The organism is Saccharopolyspora sp. NPDC050642 (assembly GCF_040654735.1).
Classification (GTDB): Bacteria; Actinomycetota; Actinomycetes; order Mycobacteriales; family Pseudonocardiaceae; genus Saccharopolyspora; species Saccharopolyspora elongata.
Genome location: NZ_JBFAIN010000003.1, coordinates 305,008 through 320,246, shown reverse-complemented (window position 1 = coordinate 320,246; position 15,239 = coordinate 305,008). Strand labels below are relative to the sequence as shown.

11 protein-coding genes and 1 pseudogene are annotated in these 15,239 nt (G+C 71.0%); 8 read left to right on the top strand and 4 right to left on the bottom strand.

Features of this window, described 5'->3' with window-relative positions; genetic code table 11:
- Positions 1–25 precede the first annotated feature (25 nt).
- On the bottom strand, positions 26–3,745 hold the full coding sequence (locus AB0H93_RS08115) for a nitrate reductase subunit alpha (RefSeq protein ID WP_358569284.1): 3,720 nt from the start codon (positions 3,743–3,745) through the stop codon (positions 26–28).
- 683 nt (positions 3,746–4,428) lie between these two features.
- Here AB0H93_RS08115 and AB0H93_RS08110 point away from each other — a divergent pair.
- A complete protein-coding gene (locus tag AB0H93_RS08110) occupies positions 4,429–7,818 on the top strand; it encodes an NAD-glutamate dehydrogenase domain-containing protein (RefSeq protein WP_358569281.1) in 3,390 nt (1,129 codons plus the stop codon).
- 17 nt (positions 7,819–7,835) lie between these two features.
- Here the strand turns inward: AB0H93_RS08110 and AB0H93_RS08105 are convergent, their stop codons facing one another.
- Positions 7,836–8,474, bottom strand: a complete 639-nt coding sequence (locus AB0H93_RS08105) for a TetR/AcrR family transcriptional regulator (RefSeq protein ID WP_358569278.1) — start codon at positions 8,472–8,474, stop codon at positions 7,836–7,838.
- Positions 8,475–8,519: 45 nt separating this feature from the next.
- On the opposite strand from AB0H93_RS08105, the gene AB0H93_RS08100 reads away from it, so the two are divergent.
- From AB0H93_RS08100 to AB0H93_RS08085, 4 genes and pseudogenes are all read left to right on the top strand, one after another.
- On the top strand, positions 8,520–9,395 hold the full coding sequence (locus AB0H93_RS08100; RefSeq protein WP_358569275.1) for a CPBP family intramembrane glutamic endopeptidase: 876 nt from the start codon (positions 8,520–8,522) through the stop codon (positions 9,393–9,395).
- A 23-nt stretch (positions 9,396–9,418) separates the two neighbouring features.
- Positions 9,419–9,721 (top strand): annotated as a pseudogene (locus AB0H93_RS08095) (helix-turn-helix transcriptional regulator); the annotation flags it as partial.
- Between the two features lie 29 nt (positions 9,722–9,750).
- Positions 9,751–10,212 carry a hypothetical protein gene (locus tag AB0H93_RS08090; RefSeq protein ID WP_358569272.1) on the top strand — a complete coding sequence of 154 codons (462 nt, stop codon included), beginning with the start codon at positions 9,751–9,753 and terminating at the stop codon, positions 10,210–10,212.
- On the top strand, positions 10,197–10,430 hold the full coding sequence (locus AB0H93_RS08085; protein ID WP_358569270.1) for a hypothetical protein: 234 nt from the start codon (positions 10,197–10,199) through the stop codon (positions 10,428–10,430). Before AB0H93_RS08090 ends, AB0H93_RS08085 begins: the two co-directional genes overlap by 16 nt.
- A gap of 3 nt (positions 10,431–10,433) precedes the next feature.
- On the opposite strand, the gene AB0H93_RS08080 is transcribed toward AB0H93_RS08085, so the two are convergent.
- Positions 10,434–11,954 (bottom strand): molybdopterin-dependent oxidoreductase, encoded by a 1,521-nt coding sequence (locus AB0H93_RS08080; protein ID WP_358569267.1) that lies wholly within the window; start codon positions 11,952–11,954, stop codon positions 10,434–10,436.
- Between the two features lie 480 nt (positions 11,955–12,434).
- Between AB0H93_RS08080 and AB0H93_RS08075 the strand changes: the two genes are divergently transcribed.
- Both AB0H93_RS08075 and AB0H93_RS08070 read left to right on the top strand, forming a co-directional pair.
- The gene (locus tag AB0H93_RS08075) at positions 12,435–13,520 is read left to right on the top strand and encodes a TerC family protein (protein ID WP_358569264.1); all 1,086 of its coding nucleotides are present in this window, start codon (positions 12,435–12,437) and stop codon (positions 13,518–13,520) included.
- 41 nt (positions 13,521–13,561) lie between these two features.
- On the top strand, positions 13,562–13,945 hold the full coding sequence (locus AB0H93_RS08070) for a TraR/DksA C4-type zinc finger protein (protein ID WP_358569262.1): 384 nt from the start codon (positions 13,562–13,564) through the stop codon (positions 13,943–13,945).
- A 4-nt stretch (positions 13,946–13,949) separates the two neighbouring features.
- On the opposite strand, the gene AB0H93_RS08065 is transcribed toward AB0H93_RS08070, so the two are convergent.
- Positions 13,950–14,912 carry a helix-turn-helix domain-containing protein gene (locus tag AB0H93_RS08065; RefSeq protein WP_358569260.1) on the bottom strand — a complete coding sequence of 321 codons (963 nt, stop codon included), beginning with the start codon at positions 14,910–14,912 and terminating at the stop codon, positions 13,950–13,952.
- A gap of 118 nt (positions 14,913–15,030) precedes the next feature.
- On the opposite strand from AB0H93_RS08065, the gene AB0H93_RS08060 reads away from it, so the two are divergent.
- Positions 15,031–15,222 (top strand): hypothetical protein, encoded by a 192-nt coding sequence (locus AB0H93_RS08060; RefSeq protein WP_358569258.1) that lies wholly within the window; start codon positions 15,031–15,033, stop codon positions 15,220–15,222.
- The last annotated feature ends 17 nt before the right edge of the window (positions 15,223–15,239 follow it).

Genomic DNA, 15,239 nt, shown 5'->3' with positions numbered 1-15,239 from the left:
CAGTACTCCTTCTTGACGCTCCGCGTCAGTACTCCACCGCCTGGTTGCGGCGGCGGATGACGGTGATCTCGTCGCGCTGGTTCCCGGTGGGACCGTGGTAGTTCAGCGCGAAGGACTGCTGCGCGTAGCCGCCGATGAGGTGCGTCGGCTTGATCTGCACGCGGGTCAGCGAGTTGTGGATGCCGCCGCGCCGGCCGGTGGTCTCGCTCTTCGGCACGTTCACCGTCCGGTCCTGCGCGTGGTACATGAACACGGTGCCGGTGGGCATCCGGTGCGACACGACCGCGCGGGCGACCACGACGCCGTTGCGGTTGACGGCCTCCACCCAGTCGTTGTCGGCGACTCCGATGGCGGCGGCGTCCGCCGGGCTCATCCAGAAAGTCGGTCCGCCCCGGGAGAGCGTCAGCATGATCGGGTTGTCCTGGTACTCGCTGTGGATCGACCACTTCGAGTGCGGCGTCAGGTACCGCACCACCACCTCGGCGGTGCCGTCCGGGCCGAGCCGCGGTTCGCCGGCCAGGCGGTGCAGGTCCAGCGGCGGCCGGTACAGCGGCAGCTGCTCGCCGAGCTCGGCCATCCAGTCGTGATCCAGGAAGAAGTGCTGGCGGCCGGTGAGGGTGTGCCAGGGCTTGAGCTGTTCGACGTTGATGGTGAACGGCGAGTAGCGCCGCCCGCCGGACTCGTCGCCGGACCACTCCGGGCTGGTGACCACCGGCACCGGCCGGGACCTGGTGTCGGCGAAGGTCACCCGGTGTCCGGTGTGGTGGGTCGAGATGTGCGTCAGGTCGCGGCCGACCCGCTCTTCCAGCACCCGGAAGCCCTCGTTGGCCAGCCGGCCGTTGGTGGTGCCGGACAGCGCGAGGATGGCGTCGGCGGCCCGGCGGTCGGTGTCCAGCCGCGGGCGGCCGGCGGCGGGTCCGCCTGCCGCGACCCCGTTGGCCTCGGCCAGCCACGCCAGCTCCGGGCCGACCTCGACGGTGTAGCCCTTGGTCGTGGTGCCGAGCTTGTCCAGCAGCGGGCCGACCGCGCCGAGTTTCGCGGCCACCGCGGGATAATCGCGCTCGACGACGGTGAGCGTCGGCATGGTGCGGCCGGGAACCGGGTCGACGTCGCCGCTGCGCCAGTCGCGCAGCACGCCGCCGGGTTGCGCCGCCTCGCCCGGGGTGTCGTGGCCGAGCGCGGTCGCCACCACGTCCCGCCGGACGCCGAGGTGCTGTTCGGCGAGCCCGCTGAACTTCGCGGCGATGGCGTGGAACGCGTCGAAGTCGGTGCGGCACTGCCACGGCGGGTCGACGGCGGCGTTGAAGGAGTGCACGTACGGGTGCATGTCCGTCGAGGACAGGTCGTGCTTCTCGTACCAGGTGGCGGCGGGCAGCACGACGTCGGAGAACAGCGTGGTGCTGGTCATCCGGAAGTCCAGCGACAGCAGCAGGTCCAGCTTGCCCTCGGCCGCCTCGGCGCGGTGCACCTCGGCGGGCGGCTGTTCGGGCTCGGTCGAGCGCGCCGCCGCGTCGGTGCCCAGCAGGTGCTTGAGGAAGAACTCGTTGCCCTTGGCCGACGAGCCCAGCAGGTTGGAGCGCCACACCGTCAGCACCCGCGGCCAGTTCGCCGGCGCGTCCGGGTCCTCGCCCGCGAAACCGAGCCGGCCCTCCCGCAGTTCCCGCACGACGTGCTCGACGGGTTCGAGCCCGGCGGCCTCGGCCTCGTCGGCGAGGTCCAGCGGATTGCGGTCGAAGGTGGGGTAGGACGGCATCCAGCCCGCGCGCGTCGAGCGGGCGAGGCAGTCGGCGGCCGTTGCGCCGGCGAGCGTCCCGGCCGCGCCGGGCCAGGCGAGGGCGTCCGCGGTGAGCCCGTCGTAGCGCCACTGGCCGGTGTGCAGGTAGAACCAGGCGGTGCCGATCATCTGGCGGGGCGGGCGCTGCCAGTCCGCTGCGGACGCCAGCGTGGCCCAGCCGGTCAGCGGCCGGACCTTCTCCTGACCGACGTAGTGCGCCCAGCCGCCGCCGTTGCGGCCCTGGCAGCCGGTGAGCATCAGGAGGGTCAGGAACGTCCGGTACACCTCGTCGGAGTGGAACCAGTGGTTGGTGCCCGCGCCCATGAGGATCATGCACCGGCCCTTGGAGCGGATCGCGGTGTCGGCGAACTCGCGGGCGATCCGCGCCGCCCGCGCGGCGGGCACCGAGGTGATCTGCTCCTGCCAGGCGGGCGTGCCGGGCTGGTCCGCGTCGTCGTAGCCGGTCGGCCAGCTGCCGGGCAGGCCCTCGCGGCCGACCCCGTACTGCGCGAGCAGCAGGTCGAAGACCGTCGTCACCAGCGGGCCGTCCGGGCGCAGCCGGGTCGCCGGGACGCCGCGGGTGACCGCCGCGCCGGTGCCGTCCGGGGCGTCGAAGCGGGGCAGCATCACCTCGACCGCTTCGGCGTCGTGGCCGTGCAGGCTCAGCCGCGGTGCCACGGTGCCGAGGTCGAGGTTCCACCGCCCGGTTTCGCCGTCGTTCCAGCGGAATCCCATGGATCCGTTGGGCACCGCGGGTTCGCCGGTCGCGTCGTCGAGGAGCACCGTCTTCCACTCCTCGTGCCCGCCTTCGCGGCCGAGGTCGGCGGCGGTGACGAACTTGCCCGGCACGAGCCCGCCGCCGCGCTCGACGAGGCTGACCAGGAACGGCAGATCGGTGTAGCGCCGCACGTAGTCGGTGAAGAACGGCGTCGGGTTGTCGACGAAGAACTCCTTGAGCACCACGTGCCCCATCGCCACCGCCAGCGCCGCGTCGGTTCCTGGGTGCGGCGCGAGCCATTCGTCGGCGAACTTGGTGTTGTCGGCGTAGTCGGGCGAGACGACCACGACCTTCTGGCCCCGGTAACGGGCCTCGGTCATCCAGTGCGCGTCCGGGGTGCGCGTCACCGGCACGTTGGAGCCCCACATCATCAGGTAGGCGGCGTCCCACCAGTCCGCGGACTCGGGCACGTCGGTCTGGTCGCCGAACACCTGCGGCGAGGCGACCGGCAGGTCCGCGTACCAGTCGTAGAACGACAGCATCGGCGCGCCGATCAGCGCCATGAACCGCGAGCCCACCGCGTGCGAGACCATCGACATCGCCGGGATCGGGGAGAACCCGGCGATCCGGTCCGGGCCGTGCGCGGCGATGGTGTGCACGTGCGCGGCGGCGATCATCTCGACCGCCTCGTCCCAGGTGATGCGGACGAGCCCGCCCTTGCCGCGCGCCCGCTGGTAGCGCGCCCGCCGCTCCGGATCATCCACTATGGACTTCCAGGCGGCGACCGGATCGTCGGTCTCCCGCCGGGCCTGGCGGTACATCTCAACCAGCACGCCGCGGGCGTGCGGGAAGCGGATGCGGGTGGGGGAGTAGGAGTACCACGAGAACGAGGCGCCGCGCGGGCAGCCGCGCGGTTCGTACTCGGGCCGGTCCGGGCCGACGCTCGGGTAGTCGGTGTCCTGCGCCTCCCAGGTGATGATGCCGTCCTTGACGTACACGTTCCACCGGCAGGAGCCGGTGCAGTTCACGCCGTGCGTGGAGGGCACCACCTTGTCGTGGCTCCACCGGTCGCGGTAGAAGACGTCGCCCTCGCGGCCGCCCCTGCGGTACACCGCGCGCAGGTCCGCGGAGGTGTCCGCTTTGGACACCAGGCGGCCCAGTCTCAGCAGTGCGTCACCGGCGGTGCCTTCCGCCCGGTCTTCGGGGAATCGTCCGGGTGCTCCTTCGGCATCCCGGATCGGTGCTGCGCACATGGTCACTTCTCCCGGTCTCGCGGAGAAACGTCGCGGCGAATACCGCGTTGGTCCGCGATCACAACCTAGGGTCGCGCTTTCCGCCGCGCATCGTCATTAAGTATGGGAAACTTCACACGTTTTAATTGCGAAAAAATCTCGGTGACCGATTTGCGCGACTGCGGTTAATGAACTTCTTTGTCCAATTTGTCGGCGAATTGGTATTCCATTTAAAGTCGCGTGAGCAGCGGTTTCGTACTAATGGGTGACCCATGACTGGTATATACCAGAAATCTTTTACTTTGTTTTGGGAATCCTTGAAAGATTCTCGATCGGCCCGATGTCCGACGGCATGTCCTTTTGATCTACGGCTCGCCCGCTATTCGGCTCAAGTGAACCACCATTAGTCGTCGATCAATCGGAGGAATCGGCCGGGCGGGCCTGATCGCGGGTCGCGCCGGTGTCCGGGCGCGCTTCTGCGATGCCGCTCGGTCGGCGCAATGGGGTTGATCCGTTCGGTGAGCCGGGCTTGCTCGGTGATCGTCCGATGTGGATGAACGGCCGGGGCCGTCGGCGGGGCGGCTGGGGCGGAGATGCTGTGCCGTGGCGGGTGGTGTCCGGCGCGGTGTGGGCCCGGTGGCGGCGGCCTAGACTCGGGCCAGGACCGTCGATGCGGCCCTCGTTTCGTCGAGGGGGTGGTGGCGGTGGTCGTTCCCGCGACCGAGTCGTGGCAGGACGAGCTCCGCGTCCAGCTGGCGGATCGGTACGGCTCCGCCGAAGGGCGCCGGTTGTTCGCCCGGTACGCGGAGGCGTTTCCCACCGGGTACCAGGACGTGTTCTCCGCGGGCCAAGCCGCCCTGGACGTCGTCGCGCTGGAGGAGTTCCGGCCCGATGCCGGGCCCCGGCTGACGATGCTGCCGCTGCTGGGTTCCGGCGCGAACGCCCGGTTCGCCCTGCTGTGGTCGAGTCCGCGTCCGGCGCTGCTCGCCGATGTGTTCCCAGTGTTGGAGAACATGGGCCTGCGCATCGCCGACCACCGGCCGTTCGACGTGCGCCCGGCGGGCCGCGGTGCCGTCCGGGTCGAGGAGTTCGAGCTGCTGCCGAGGGATTCCGCGCTGCTGTCCGACCCGGTGGCCCGGGACCTGGTGGCGGCCGCGTTCATCGCGGTGTGGTGCGGGGATGCGGAGGACGACGGCTTCAACCAGCTCGTGCTGAAGGCCGGGATCGGCTGGCGGGACGTGGTGCTGCTGCGCGCGATCCACGCGTACCTGCGGCAGGGCGGCGTCACGTTCAGCCAGTCGTACGTGGAGCGCACGCTGCTCACGCACCGCGAGGTGACCAGGCTGCTGGTGGCGCTGTTCCGGACCCGCTTCGACCCGGCGGTCGCCGACCCCGGACGGCAGGCCGCGCTGGACTCCCGCGTCGAGGCGGCACTCAACGCGGTGGTGCACCTCAACGAGGACCGGGTGCTGCGCGCCGTGCGGACCGTGGTGCTCGCGGCGGTGCGGACCAACTTCTTCCAGCGCGGGCGCGACGGCCGCGCCAAGCCGCACCTGACGCTCAAGCTCGACCCGGGCAAGCTGCCCTTCCTGCCCGAGCCCCGGCCCGCCGTGGAAACGTTCGTCTACTCGCCGCGCGTGGTGGGAGTGCACCTGCGCGCGGCGAAGGTGGCCCGCGGCGGCATCCGCTGGTCGGACCGCCCGGAGGACTTCCGCGCGGAGGTGCTGGGCCTCCTGAAGGCGCAGATGGTCAAGAACGCGGTCATCGTGCCGCAGGGCGCCAAGGGCGTGTTCGTCGTCAAACGACCGCCGCCGAGCACCGACCCGGAGGCCGTGGCCGCGGAAGTGCGCGACTGCTACACGATGTTCGTCCGCGGGCTGCTCGACGTCACCGACAACCGCCGCGGCGACGCGGTGCTCCGGCCCGCGGACACGGTCTGCCACGACTCCGACGACCCGTACCTGGTGGTGGCCGCGGACAAGGGCACCGCGGCGTTCTCCGACCTGGCGAACTCGATCGCTGCGGAGTACGGGTTCTGGCTGGGCGACGCGTTCGCGTCGGGCGGTTCGCGCGGCTACGACCACAAGGCGATGGCCATCACGGCGCGCGGCGCCTGGGAATCGGTGCGCCGCCACTTCGGCGAGCTGGGGGTGGACCCGGAGCGCGACGAGTTCACCGCGGCCGGGATCGGCGACATGTCCGGCGACGTGTTCGGCAACGCGATGCTGTTGTCGCGCACCGTGAAACTGGTCGCCGCCTTCGACCACCGGCACATCTTCCTCGACCCCGCACCGGACCCGCTGGCGTCCTGGACCGAGCGCCGCCGGCTGTCCGGCCTGCCGCGCTCCTCGTGGGCGGACTACGACCCGACGCTGATCTCGCCCGGCGGCGGGGTGTTCGCCCGCAGCGCGAAGTCGGTCCCGCTGACCGCGCAGGTCCGACGCGTCCTCGACGTCGACGTGGCATCGCTGCCCGCCGACGAGCTCATCCAGGCGATCCTGCGGGCGCCGGTCGACCTGCTGTTCAACGGCGGCATCGGCACCTACGTCAAGGCCGCCGCGGAGTCGAACGCACAGGTCGGCGACAGGGCGAACGAGGGTGCCCGGGTCGACGCGGAGCAGGTGCGGGCGCGGGTGGTCGCCGAGGGCGGCAACCTCGGGTTCACCCAACCCGCCCGGATCGTGTTCGCCCTGCGCGGCGGCCGCATCAACACCGACTTCATCGACAACTCGGCAGGCGTCGACATCTCCGACCGCGAGGTGAACCTCAAGATCCTGCTGGATTCGGCCGGTGGGATCCCGTCGCAGCGCCGCGATCGGCTGCTCGCCGAAATCGAAGCCGAGGTCGCCGAGCAGGTGTTGGCCGACAACTACCGGCAGGCGCAGTCCATCAGCGTCAGCGAAGCGCTCGGCCAGACCATCCTGGACCGGAACCTGCAGCTGATGCGATTCCTGGAGGGCGAGGGCTTCCTCGACCGGGCGCTGGAGTCGCTGCCGGACGACGACGTCATCGCCCAACGGCGGGCCCTGGGGCTGGGATTGACCCGGCCGGAGCTGGCCATGCTGCTCGCGCACAGCAAGAACCAGTTCCACCGGATGGTGCTCGATTCGGCGGTGCCGGACGATCCGCACGTGATGGCCGGGACCGTCGAGTACCTGCCCGCGGCGCTGCGCACCGAGTTCGCCGACGAGATCCAGGCCCACCCGCTGCGCCGGGAGATCGCCACGACCGTGCTGGCCAACGAGATGATCAACCGGCTGGGATCGGGGGTGCTGCGCCGCCTGATGCAGCTCACCGGGGACCTCAGCGCGCCGTTCCGGGTCTACGTCGCGACGCGCGACCTGCTGGACCTGCCCGCGATTTGGGCGGAGATCGACGCCCTGGAGCTGTCCCGGCACGCTCATGCCCAATTGCAGCTGCTGGCTGCGGTCCGTGAGGTCGTCGAGCAGGTGGCGCTGTGGTTGCTGCGCAACCGCCGGGAGATCGTCACGGCGGTCGAGGTACGGCGGTTCCGGCCGGCGATGCTGCGGTTGGCCCACACCCTGCGCGGCCGGCTCACCGGGCGGGAGCGGCGGCGGGTGGAGCGGGCGATCGCCGCGCTAGCCGGGACCGGCGTCCCGGAGCGGCTGTGCGAGCGGGTCTTCGTGCTCGACCCGCTGTGCTCGGGCATGGACATCGCGGAGATCTCGTGGGCATCCGGCCGCGACCTGGAGTGGACGGCCGGGCTGTACTTCGCGCTGGGCGAGCGGCTCGACCTCGACTGGCTGAAGGAACAGGCGGTGGAGCAGGCGAGCGACTCGCACTGGACCATGCTGGCCAAGGCATCGCTGCGCGATGACCTGCTCACCCAGCGCCGCAGGCTCACCGCCGCCGCGCTGCACGGCGCGGACGAATCGTCGCCACCGGACCGGCTCGTCGACGCCTGGCTCGACGGCAACCCCGACCGCGTCCGGATGTACCGGGAAACCTTCGTGCTGCTGAAGGATGCCGCGGAGCCGGACGTGTCGATGCTGTCGGTGGCCCTCCAGGAACTGCGCAACCTGGCCCAGAGCGGCGGCGGAAATGCGGCCGAACTCGACGGCCTCGCGGGCTGACGGTCTCTTGTGGACGCTCAGCCCTTCCGGGATTTCGCCCGCGCGGAGCCGGAAACGAGCTCCAACTCCGCGCGGAGCAGGCGGCGCACCTCGGCGGCCGGGAGCTCGTGCGGATAGGTCGCCGCCTGCAGCGTCATGCCGTCCACGAAGACGTGCAGGCGCCTGGCCAGCTGCTCCAGCCGGGCGTCGGGGAGCTCGTCGCCGATGGCGGCCGGGGGTGGCACGGCGCAGCAGTCCGCGACCGCGATCCGGCAGACGTGCCGTTCGCCTTCCCAGGCGGTCTTGCGCAGCCCGTCGAGCGAGTGGTCGACGCGCGCCCGCATCAGGCAGGCCGCCCACACGTCCACCTCCACCCGCCGCTCGTCGTCGAGCGGGAGGAGCTCCTCCAGCAGCAGCTGGGCCCGCCGCATGCCGGGTCGCTCGTTGCGCCGGTGCTCGGCGAGGCGTGCGCCGGCGTTGGTGGCCACCGCTTCCGCCGCGAAGCGGAGCAGTCCGCGCTGGCTGTCGAAGTAGTGCCGCAGCCCGCCGACGGAGACGCCCGCCTCGTCGGCGACCTTCCGCACCGTGGCGCCCTCGATGCCGTCGCGGCTGATCACGGCCCACGCGGCACGGACGAGTTCGGCGCGCCGCTGGTCGTGGTCGACGAGCTTCGGCATGCCATTTTTATAGCACGGATGTGCGGTAACCGTTACGGTACAGCTGTGCTGAATAAACTGCGGCGGGCGAGCGCGCCCGGTGGAACGGTCGTGCTCCTCGCGGGGCTGGCCGTGTTCGCCGGAGCCATCGCCCTGCTGTTCCTGACCGGCAACACGGGCATCAGGTACTCCGCCGACCACGACGACACCATTCCGCTGTGGCACCGCTGGGTTCCGGTGCTCGTCGGCATCGTGCTCGTCCGCCTCGTGCCGCCGGATGTCCGGCGGGAGCCGGCCGGTCTGCCCGCGGGGAATGTGGTCCGCATCGAGGCGCCCGTTCTCACGGCGGCGGCCGTGCTCTTCGCCGTGCTGCTGTGGTCGGCCGGCGGCGGCGAACCGGCTCACATGGTGCTGAAGCTGGTGTTGTTGCTCGGAGTTCCGGCGGTGACCTTCTGGCTGCTGCGCCGCAAGGGCGCGGCTCGGACGTCGGCGCTCCAAGAGCCGGGGTCGTGGCGGAACTGGGGTCCGCTGATCCCGGTGGTGACCTGGTTCGTGCTCAGCTACACGGGCCCGCTGGCGATGCCGCCGAGCGACCTGGCGTTCACCGTCGATCTCGTCACGCTGATCGTCGCGGTGGTGGTGGGCTTCCTGATCAACAGCTTCCTCGAAGAGGTCTTCTACCGGCGGTGGCTGCAGACCAGGTGGGAGGTCCTGCTCGGGCGCTGGCCCGCCATCGTGCTCGCGTCGCTGCTCTGGGCGGTGTGGCACGTCGCCATCCAGGGCAACGGTGAACTCGGCGTCGATCTCGCCTCGGTCGTCGTCAACCAAGGCGTCCTGGGGCTCTTCCTCGGGTACCTGTGGAGCAAGTACCGCCTGATGTGGCCGCTGCTGGTCGTCCACGGCGCGACCAACGCCGCCCCGATCCTTCTCGGCATGCTCTGACGGCGTGCTCCTAGCATGGGCGGATGGATGTTTCGCGGCTTCCCGCAGCGGCCCGAGGGCGGCGCAGTGCCGAGATGCGCGAGTTCCTGCGTTCGCGACGGGCCCGGCTGACGCCCGAGGACGTGGGGATGCCGACCGGCCGCGGGCGGCGCACGCCGGGGCTGCGCCGCGAGGAGGTCGCCGTGCTCGCCGGGGTCGGCGCGTCCTGGTACACCTGGCTGGAGCAGGGCCGGGAGATCAACGTGTCCGCCGAGGTGCTGGACGCCATCGCGCGCGTGCTGCGGCTCGACACCGCCGAGCGCGGACACCTCTACCTGCTGGCTGGCGGTCGTTCTTCGGTTCGCACGCGCTGCTGATGCTGCTGGTGCTGCTCGCCGTCCCGTTCCTGCGGGAGTCCCGCGGCGCGTCGGGGTCCAAAGTGGATTGGGCGGGCACCTCGACGTTCGTCGCCGGCCTGTTCCTGCTGATGCTCGGCGTGGTCGAAGGCCCGCAGTGGGGCTGGGGAAGTCCCGGCGTGCTGGGGCTGCTCGCCGGATCGGTGCTGCTGATGGTGCTGTTCGTGCTCGTCGAGCGGCGGCAGCGGCATCCGATGTTCGACCTGGCGCTGCTGCGCAGCACGAGGTTCGTGGCGCTGTGCCTGATCCGGCCGAATCCGCCGGTGCCGCAGCGGGTTTCCTCAACACCCTCCGGCTCGGCAGCGAGGCCGTGGTCATCGCGGCGGCCGGTTCGGCGCTGGTCGACCTGCTGGGGAACCGGCTCGGCGACGGGTGGTCGCCCTTCTACCCGGGCACGCCGGAGGCCTTGGCCAACAGCGTGAACTCCGGCGACCTCGGCGGGCCGATGTCGATGCTCCCGGCCGGAATCCGGCCCCAGTTCTTCGATTTCGTCACGCAGAGCTTCACCGGGGCCTGGCAGGTCGTGCTGTGGTCCAGCGCGGCCATCTGCGCGGCGCTGTCCGTGGCGATCTACGCCATGCTCGCCGAGCCCGAGCGGGAACCCGCGCCTGCCGTCGAGGTCGCGGCGCGCCAGTCGTAGCCGTCATGCGGTGCAGGTGAATCGCACGGCGTGCCAGCCGGTCGCGCCGTCCGGGACGACCGAGCGGTGTTCCGGTGTCTGCGGCTTGCCGGTCCGGTCGGTCGCCCGGCATTCCACGACGTGATCGCCGGGCGGGAGGTCCAGGGTGGCGCGCCACATCCGCCAGGTGTCGCGGCTGACGTCGGCGGCGAGCTCGGCGGGTTGCCACTCGCCGCCGTCGGCGCGGACCTCCACCCGGTCGATGCCGGTGTGCTGCGCCCAGGCGATCCCGGCCAGCACCACCGGACCGGCGGGCACCGTTCTCCCCGGCCGCGGGCGGTCTATGCGGGACTCGGTCTTGATCGGCGCCTGCCGGGCCCAGCCCCGCCGCTCCCAGTAGTGCTGCCGGTCGAAGGTGGTGACCTCGGCGTCCACCAGCCACTTGGTCGCCGACACGTAGCCGTACAGCCCGGGAACGACCATGCGGACCGGGAAGCCGTGCTCGGTGGGCAGCGGCTCGCCGTTCATGCCGACGGCCAGCAGCGCGCCCCGGTCCGGTTCGAGCAGCACGTCCAGCGGGGTGCCCGCGGTGTAGCCGTCGACGCTGGTGGTGAACAGCTGCTGGGCGCCGGGCCGCACCCCGGCCTCCAGCAGGAGGTCGCGCACCGGCACGCCGACGAACGTCGCCGTGGAGATCAGCGGGCCGCCGACCTCGTTGGACACGCAGGTGAGCGTGATCGGGCGGGCCTCCACCCGGCGCTGCAGCAGCTCGTCGTACGTCAGCTCCAGCTCGCGCCGCACCATGCCGTGCAGTCGCAGCCGCCAGTCCTCGGCGCGGAGCTGCGGAACCGCGAGCGCCGTGTCGATCCGGTAGAAGTCCCGGTTCGGCGTCAGGAACGTCGGGGTGCCGGAGGGGACGAAGTCCGCGCCGGGCGGGATGGGCGGCTCCGGGACCTTCGGGATGCGCGCGGCGGCCGCGAGCCGCGAGGAGATCACGCCCGCGCCGCGCTGCAGGATGCCGCCGGCGATGCCTGCGGCGCTCGCGCCGAGGACCACCAGCGACGACGTGATCAGGAACTTCCGCCGGCTCGCGTCCACCTCGGCCGGGGCCTCGGCACCGGGCCGGGCGGCCCGGTGCAGCCACCAGAACCCGACGACGCCGACCACCACGGACGTCAGCGCCGCGAGCACGCCGCCCTCCGGCCGGGACATCGCCGCGGCCACACCGGCCATCCCGAACAGGCCGATCACGACCGCGCCCGGCCACCAGCGCAGCCGGGACAGCAGCCCTGCCACGACCGCAAGGGCCGCGATCACGAGGACCATCCCGGTCTGCAGCGCCAGCTTGTCGGCGGTGCCGAACAGCGCGATGGCCAGTTCCTTCACCGGCTCCGGCGTCAGGTCGACCAGCGCGCCACCCACCGCGACGAACGGTGACGGGACGGCGGCCAGGCCTGCGACGAGATGTCCCGCGCCGAGCGCGGCGGCGGTGGCGAGCAGGCCGATCACGGCGGCGCGCGGCCGTGGGATCGGTACCGAGGTCATGCCTCCATTCGACGCCGCTCGGCCCGCTTTTGCCACCGGCCGTTCGGCCCTGGGGAACGCTGCCGAGATCTGCGACCGGGGTGCGCGCGAAATCGCCACCCTGTCCGCCGCCGAGCTCCTCCCGGCGCGCCCCCTCGGTTCCACTGTCTGTTGTGGACCATTCCGGAGGCGCGTCGCTGGGCGTGCAGGTGGGGTCGCCTGCCGTCCGGGTGGGGTGGTGTGTCCGGGCCAACGTTGACGTCGCCCGGCCGGGTGTCGATGATCCCTCGGTACGGATCGGCCATTTGTCCTTTGTGGATAAGGGAATTAGGCGGTTATGCAGTTGAATGTCGGAATCGCGCCAAGTTGGCCGAATGATTCCGTTGGTGTGAGTTTGCCTTGTTCGCTGGGGCGTTCTGCTCCGATCGGGCAGTTTTTCCGATGCCTGCGTCGAATTCTCCCGATGATCCGATTCGGCAATGAAGTCATACAGTATACTGCATGCAAACTGTCCGGGGCTGGAATCGCGTCCGGTCCCGGCGCGCGTTGGCGCACGGAGGTGACGTGCCGATGAACTTCCCGATGTGGGTGTGGATCGCGACCCTGGCGGCGCTGGCCGTTCTCATCGTGGGCGACCTGGTGTTCGTCGGCCGTCGCCCGCACGCGGTCGGTGTCCGGGAGGCGAGCCTGTGGGTCGCCGGCTACGTCGCCCTCGCGGCCGTCTTCGGCGCCATCCTGTTCGTCTTCGCCGGGCCCACCAGCGGCGCGGAGTTCTTCGCCGGTTACGTGACCGAGTACAGCCTCTCGGTCGACAACCTCTTCGTGTTCGTCATCATCATGTCGCGGTTCGCCGTGCCGAAGGAGCACCAGCACCGCGTGCTGTTCATCGGCATCGTGCTCTCGCTGGTGCTGCGCGGCGTGTGCATCGCCGCCGGCGTCGCCGCCCTCAGCGCCTTCAACTGGGTCTTCTACATCTTCGGCGCGTTCCTCATCTACACCGCGATCAAGGTCGCCAGGGACGGTGCCGGCGATGAGCCCGAGGAACCGGACAACGCGATCACCCGCGCACTGCAACGGGTGCTGCCCACGTCCGACACCTACGACGGCGGCAAGCTGACCACCCGCGTCGACGGGCGGCGGATGTTCACGCCGATGATCGTGGTCGTCACCGCGCTCGGTCTGGCCAACGTCATCTTCGCGCTCGACTCGATGCCCGCGATCTTCGGTCTCACCAAGGACGGGTTCATCATCTTCACCGCTAACGCCTTCGCGCTGATGGGGCTGCGGCAGCTCTACTTCGTCATCGGCGGGCTGCTGGACCGCCTGGTCTACCTCAGCTACGGCCTCGCGGTGGTCCTCGGCTTCATCGGGCTGAAGCTGATCATCGAGGCGTTGCACGGCTCGCACATCGACGAGATCCGCTTCGCCGTCCCGGACATCGGCATCGCCACCTCGCTGGGCTTCATCGTGCTCACCCTGGCGGTGACGACAGCGGCGAGCCTGCTCCGCTCCCGCTCCACGGCGAAGGCACCGGCGGAGGCCGCCGATGCCCTGGAACCGGCGCACAGCGGCGACCGCAACGCCTGAACCGGCGGAATAGGCGGCCGGGCGGCGGCGTTCACCTCGTTATGAACAAGCGGACGTCGCAGGACGCGCCGTCCCCGCCCGGGCCGCGGACGGCGTCGGAACTGCTGGCCGAGGAGCGTGCCAGCGCGCTGGCACGCGTCGGGTCACTGGAGCGCCACCTGGAGTCCATCGGCGAGGTCTCGACGTGGACCGGCACCGACGACGAGCACGATCCGGAGGGCGCGACGCTCGCGTACGAGCGCGCCCAGGTGCAGGGCTTGCTCGCGGACGCCCGCCACGAGCTCGACGAGCTGGACCGGGCCGCAGCGCGCCTCGACAAGGGCACCTACGGGGTGTGCGCGCGATGCGGGAAGCCCATCGCACCGGAGCGCCTGGAGGCACTGCCGGCCGTGACGACCTGCATCGCCTGCGCCACCCGCCGCTGAGCGCTCAACCCGCCTCGGCGGACCGGGAGAAGGTCCGCCGGTAGTCGCGCGGCGTGACGCCGACGATGCGGCGGAAGTGGTGGCGCAGCAGCGCGGCCGTGCTGAACCCGCACTCGCGCGCGATCTGGTCGATGCCGAGCTGCGTGTCCTCCAGCAGCCGCCGGGCGTGCAGGACCCGCTGGGTGGCCAGCCACTGGTTCGGGGTCGTCCCGGTTTCGGCGACGAATCGCCGCGCGAACGTGCGCTGCGACATCTGCGCCCGTCCCGCGAGGCTGGCGATGGTGTGCTCGTCGTCCAGGCTCTCCTGCAGCCAGCTCAGCAGCGGTTGCAGGCTGTCGCCGGAGCATTCGGGCACCGGCAGGTCGATGAACTGGCGCTGTCCGCCGTCGCGCTGCGGCGGGACGACCATCCGGCGGGCGATCTTCATCGCCGCGGCCGAACCGAGCTCGCGGCGCACCAGGTGCAGGCACGCGTCGATCCCGGCGGCGGTGCCCGCGCTGGTCACGACGTTTCCGTCGTCGACGTAGAGCACGTCCGGGTCGAGCCGGGCGGTCGGGAACCTGCGGCGGAACTCGGTCGCGTAGTACCAGTGCGTCGTGCAGGGCCGGCCGTCGAGGAGCCCGGCCGCGCCGAGCATGAACGCGCCGGAGCACACCGAGAGAACGGTGGCGCCACGGGCGAGGGCGTCCCGCAGGCCCGCAAGCGCTTCCGCCGGGTAGATGTCCCGGATCTGGCCCGCCGGGACCGCGACGACATCGGCCCCGTCCAGCCCGTCCAGCCCGTGCTCGGGAACGATGTTCATCCCCACCGACGTGCTCAGCGGCTCTCCCGTGCGCTGCCCGCACACCCGGAACTCGATCGGTGGAACCCCGTCGGCGGTGCGGTCGAGGCCGAAAACTTCGCACAGCACGCCGAGTTCGAACGGAGCGGCGCCGTCCAGGACGACCGCTGCCACGGAACGCAGCATGCCTGAACGATAGCTGGCAGGATTTTGCGGCACAACGGCATCACTGCCACTGTTGGCAGGAATTGGTCCATCGGAAACTGAGTGCCATCGATCGGACCTCTTCTCGGGGATGAACACGATGCGCACGCCACTTCGGAACAAGCAGCAGGACCGGCTCGCCGGGATCAGGCAGTACTTCGCGACCCAGAACCGGCTGTGGGCCCACCACCTCGACGCGCTCCAGCCGTGGGAGCAGGAGACCGAACTCCGGTGGGTCCGGAACCCGATCACCCGCCGCTGGGAACTGCGCGGGGGAGTGCTCCCGGAGTGAGCCGAACGGGCGCGGTC

Bases quoted from the DNA above. Each gene is read 5' to 3' on its own strand.
- AB0H93_RS08070 (WP_358569262.1), top strand. From the start codon at position 13,562: ATGAACAAGCGGACGTCGCAGGACGCGCCGTCCCCGCCCGGGCCGCGG.
- AB0H93_RS08080 (WP_358569267.1), bottom strand. From the start codon at position 11,954: ATGACCTCGGTACCGATCCCACGGCCGCGCGCCGCCGTGATCGGCCTG.
- AB0H93_RS08105 (WP_358569278.1), bottom strand. From the start codon at position 8,474: ATGCCGAAGCTCGTCGACCACGACCAGCGGCGCGCCGAACTCGTCCGT.
- AB0H93_RS08065 (WP_358569260.1), bottom strand. From the start codon at position 14,912: ATGCTGCGTTCCGTGGCAGCGGTCGTCCTGGACGGCGCCGCTCCGTTC.
- AB0H93_RS08060 (WP_358569258.1), top strand. From the start codon at position 15,031: ATGCGCACGCCACTTCGGAACAAGCAGCAGGACCGGCTCGCCGGGATC.
- AB0H93_RS08075 (WP_358569264.1), top strand. From the start codon at position 12,435: ATGCAAACTGTCCGGGGCTGGAATCGCGTCCGGTCCCGGCGCGCGTTG.
- AB0H93_RS08115 (WP_358569284.1), bottom strand. From the start codon at position 3,745: ATGTGCGCAGCACCGATCCGGGATGCCGAAGGAGCACCCGGACGATTC.
- AB0H93_RS08090 (WP_358569272.1), top strand. From the start codon at position 9,751: ATGCTGCTGGTGCTGCTCGCCGTCCCGTTCCTGCGGGAGTCCCGCGGC.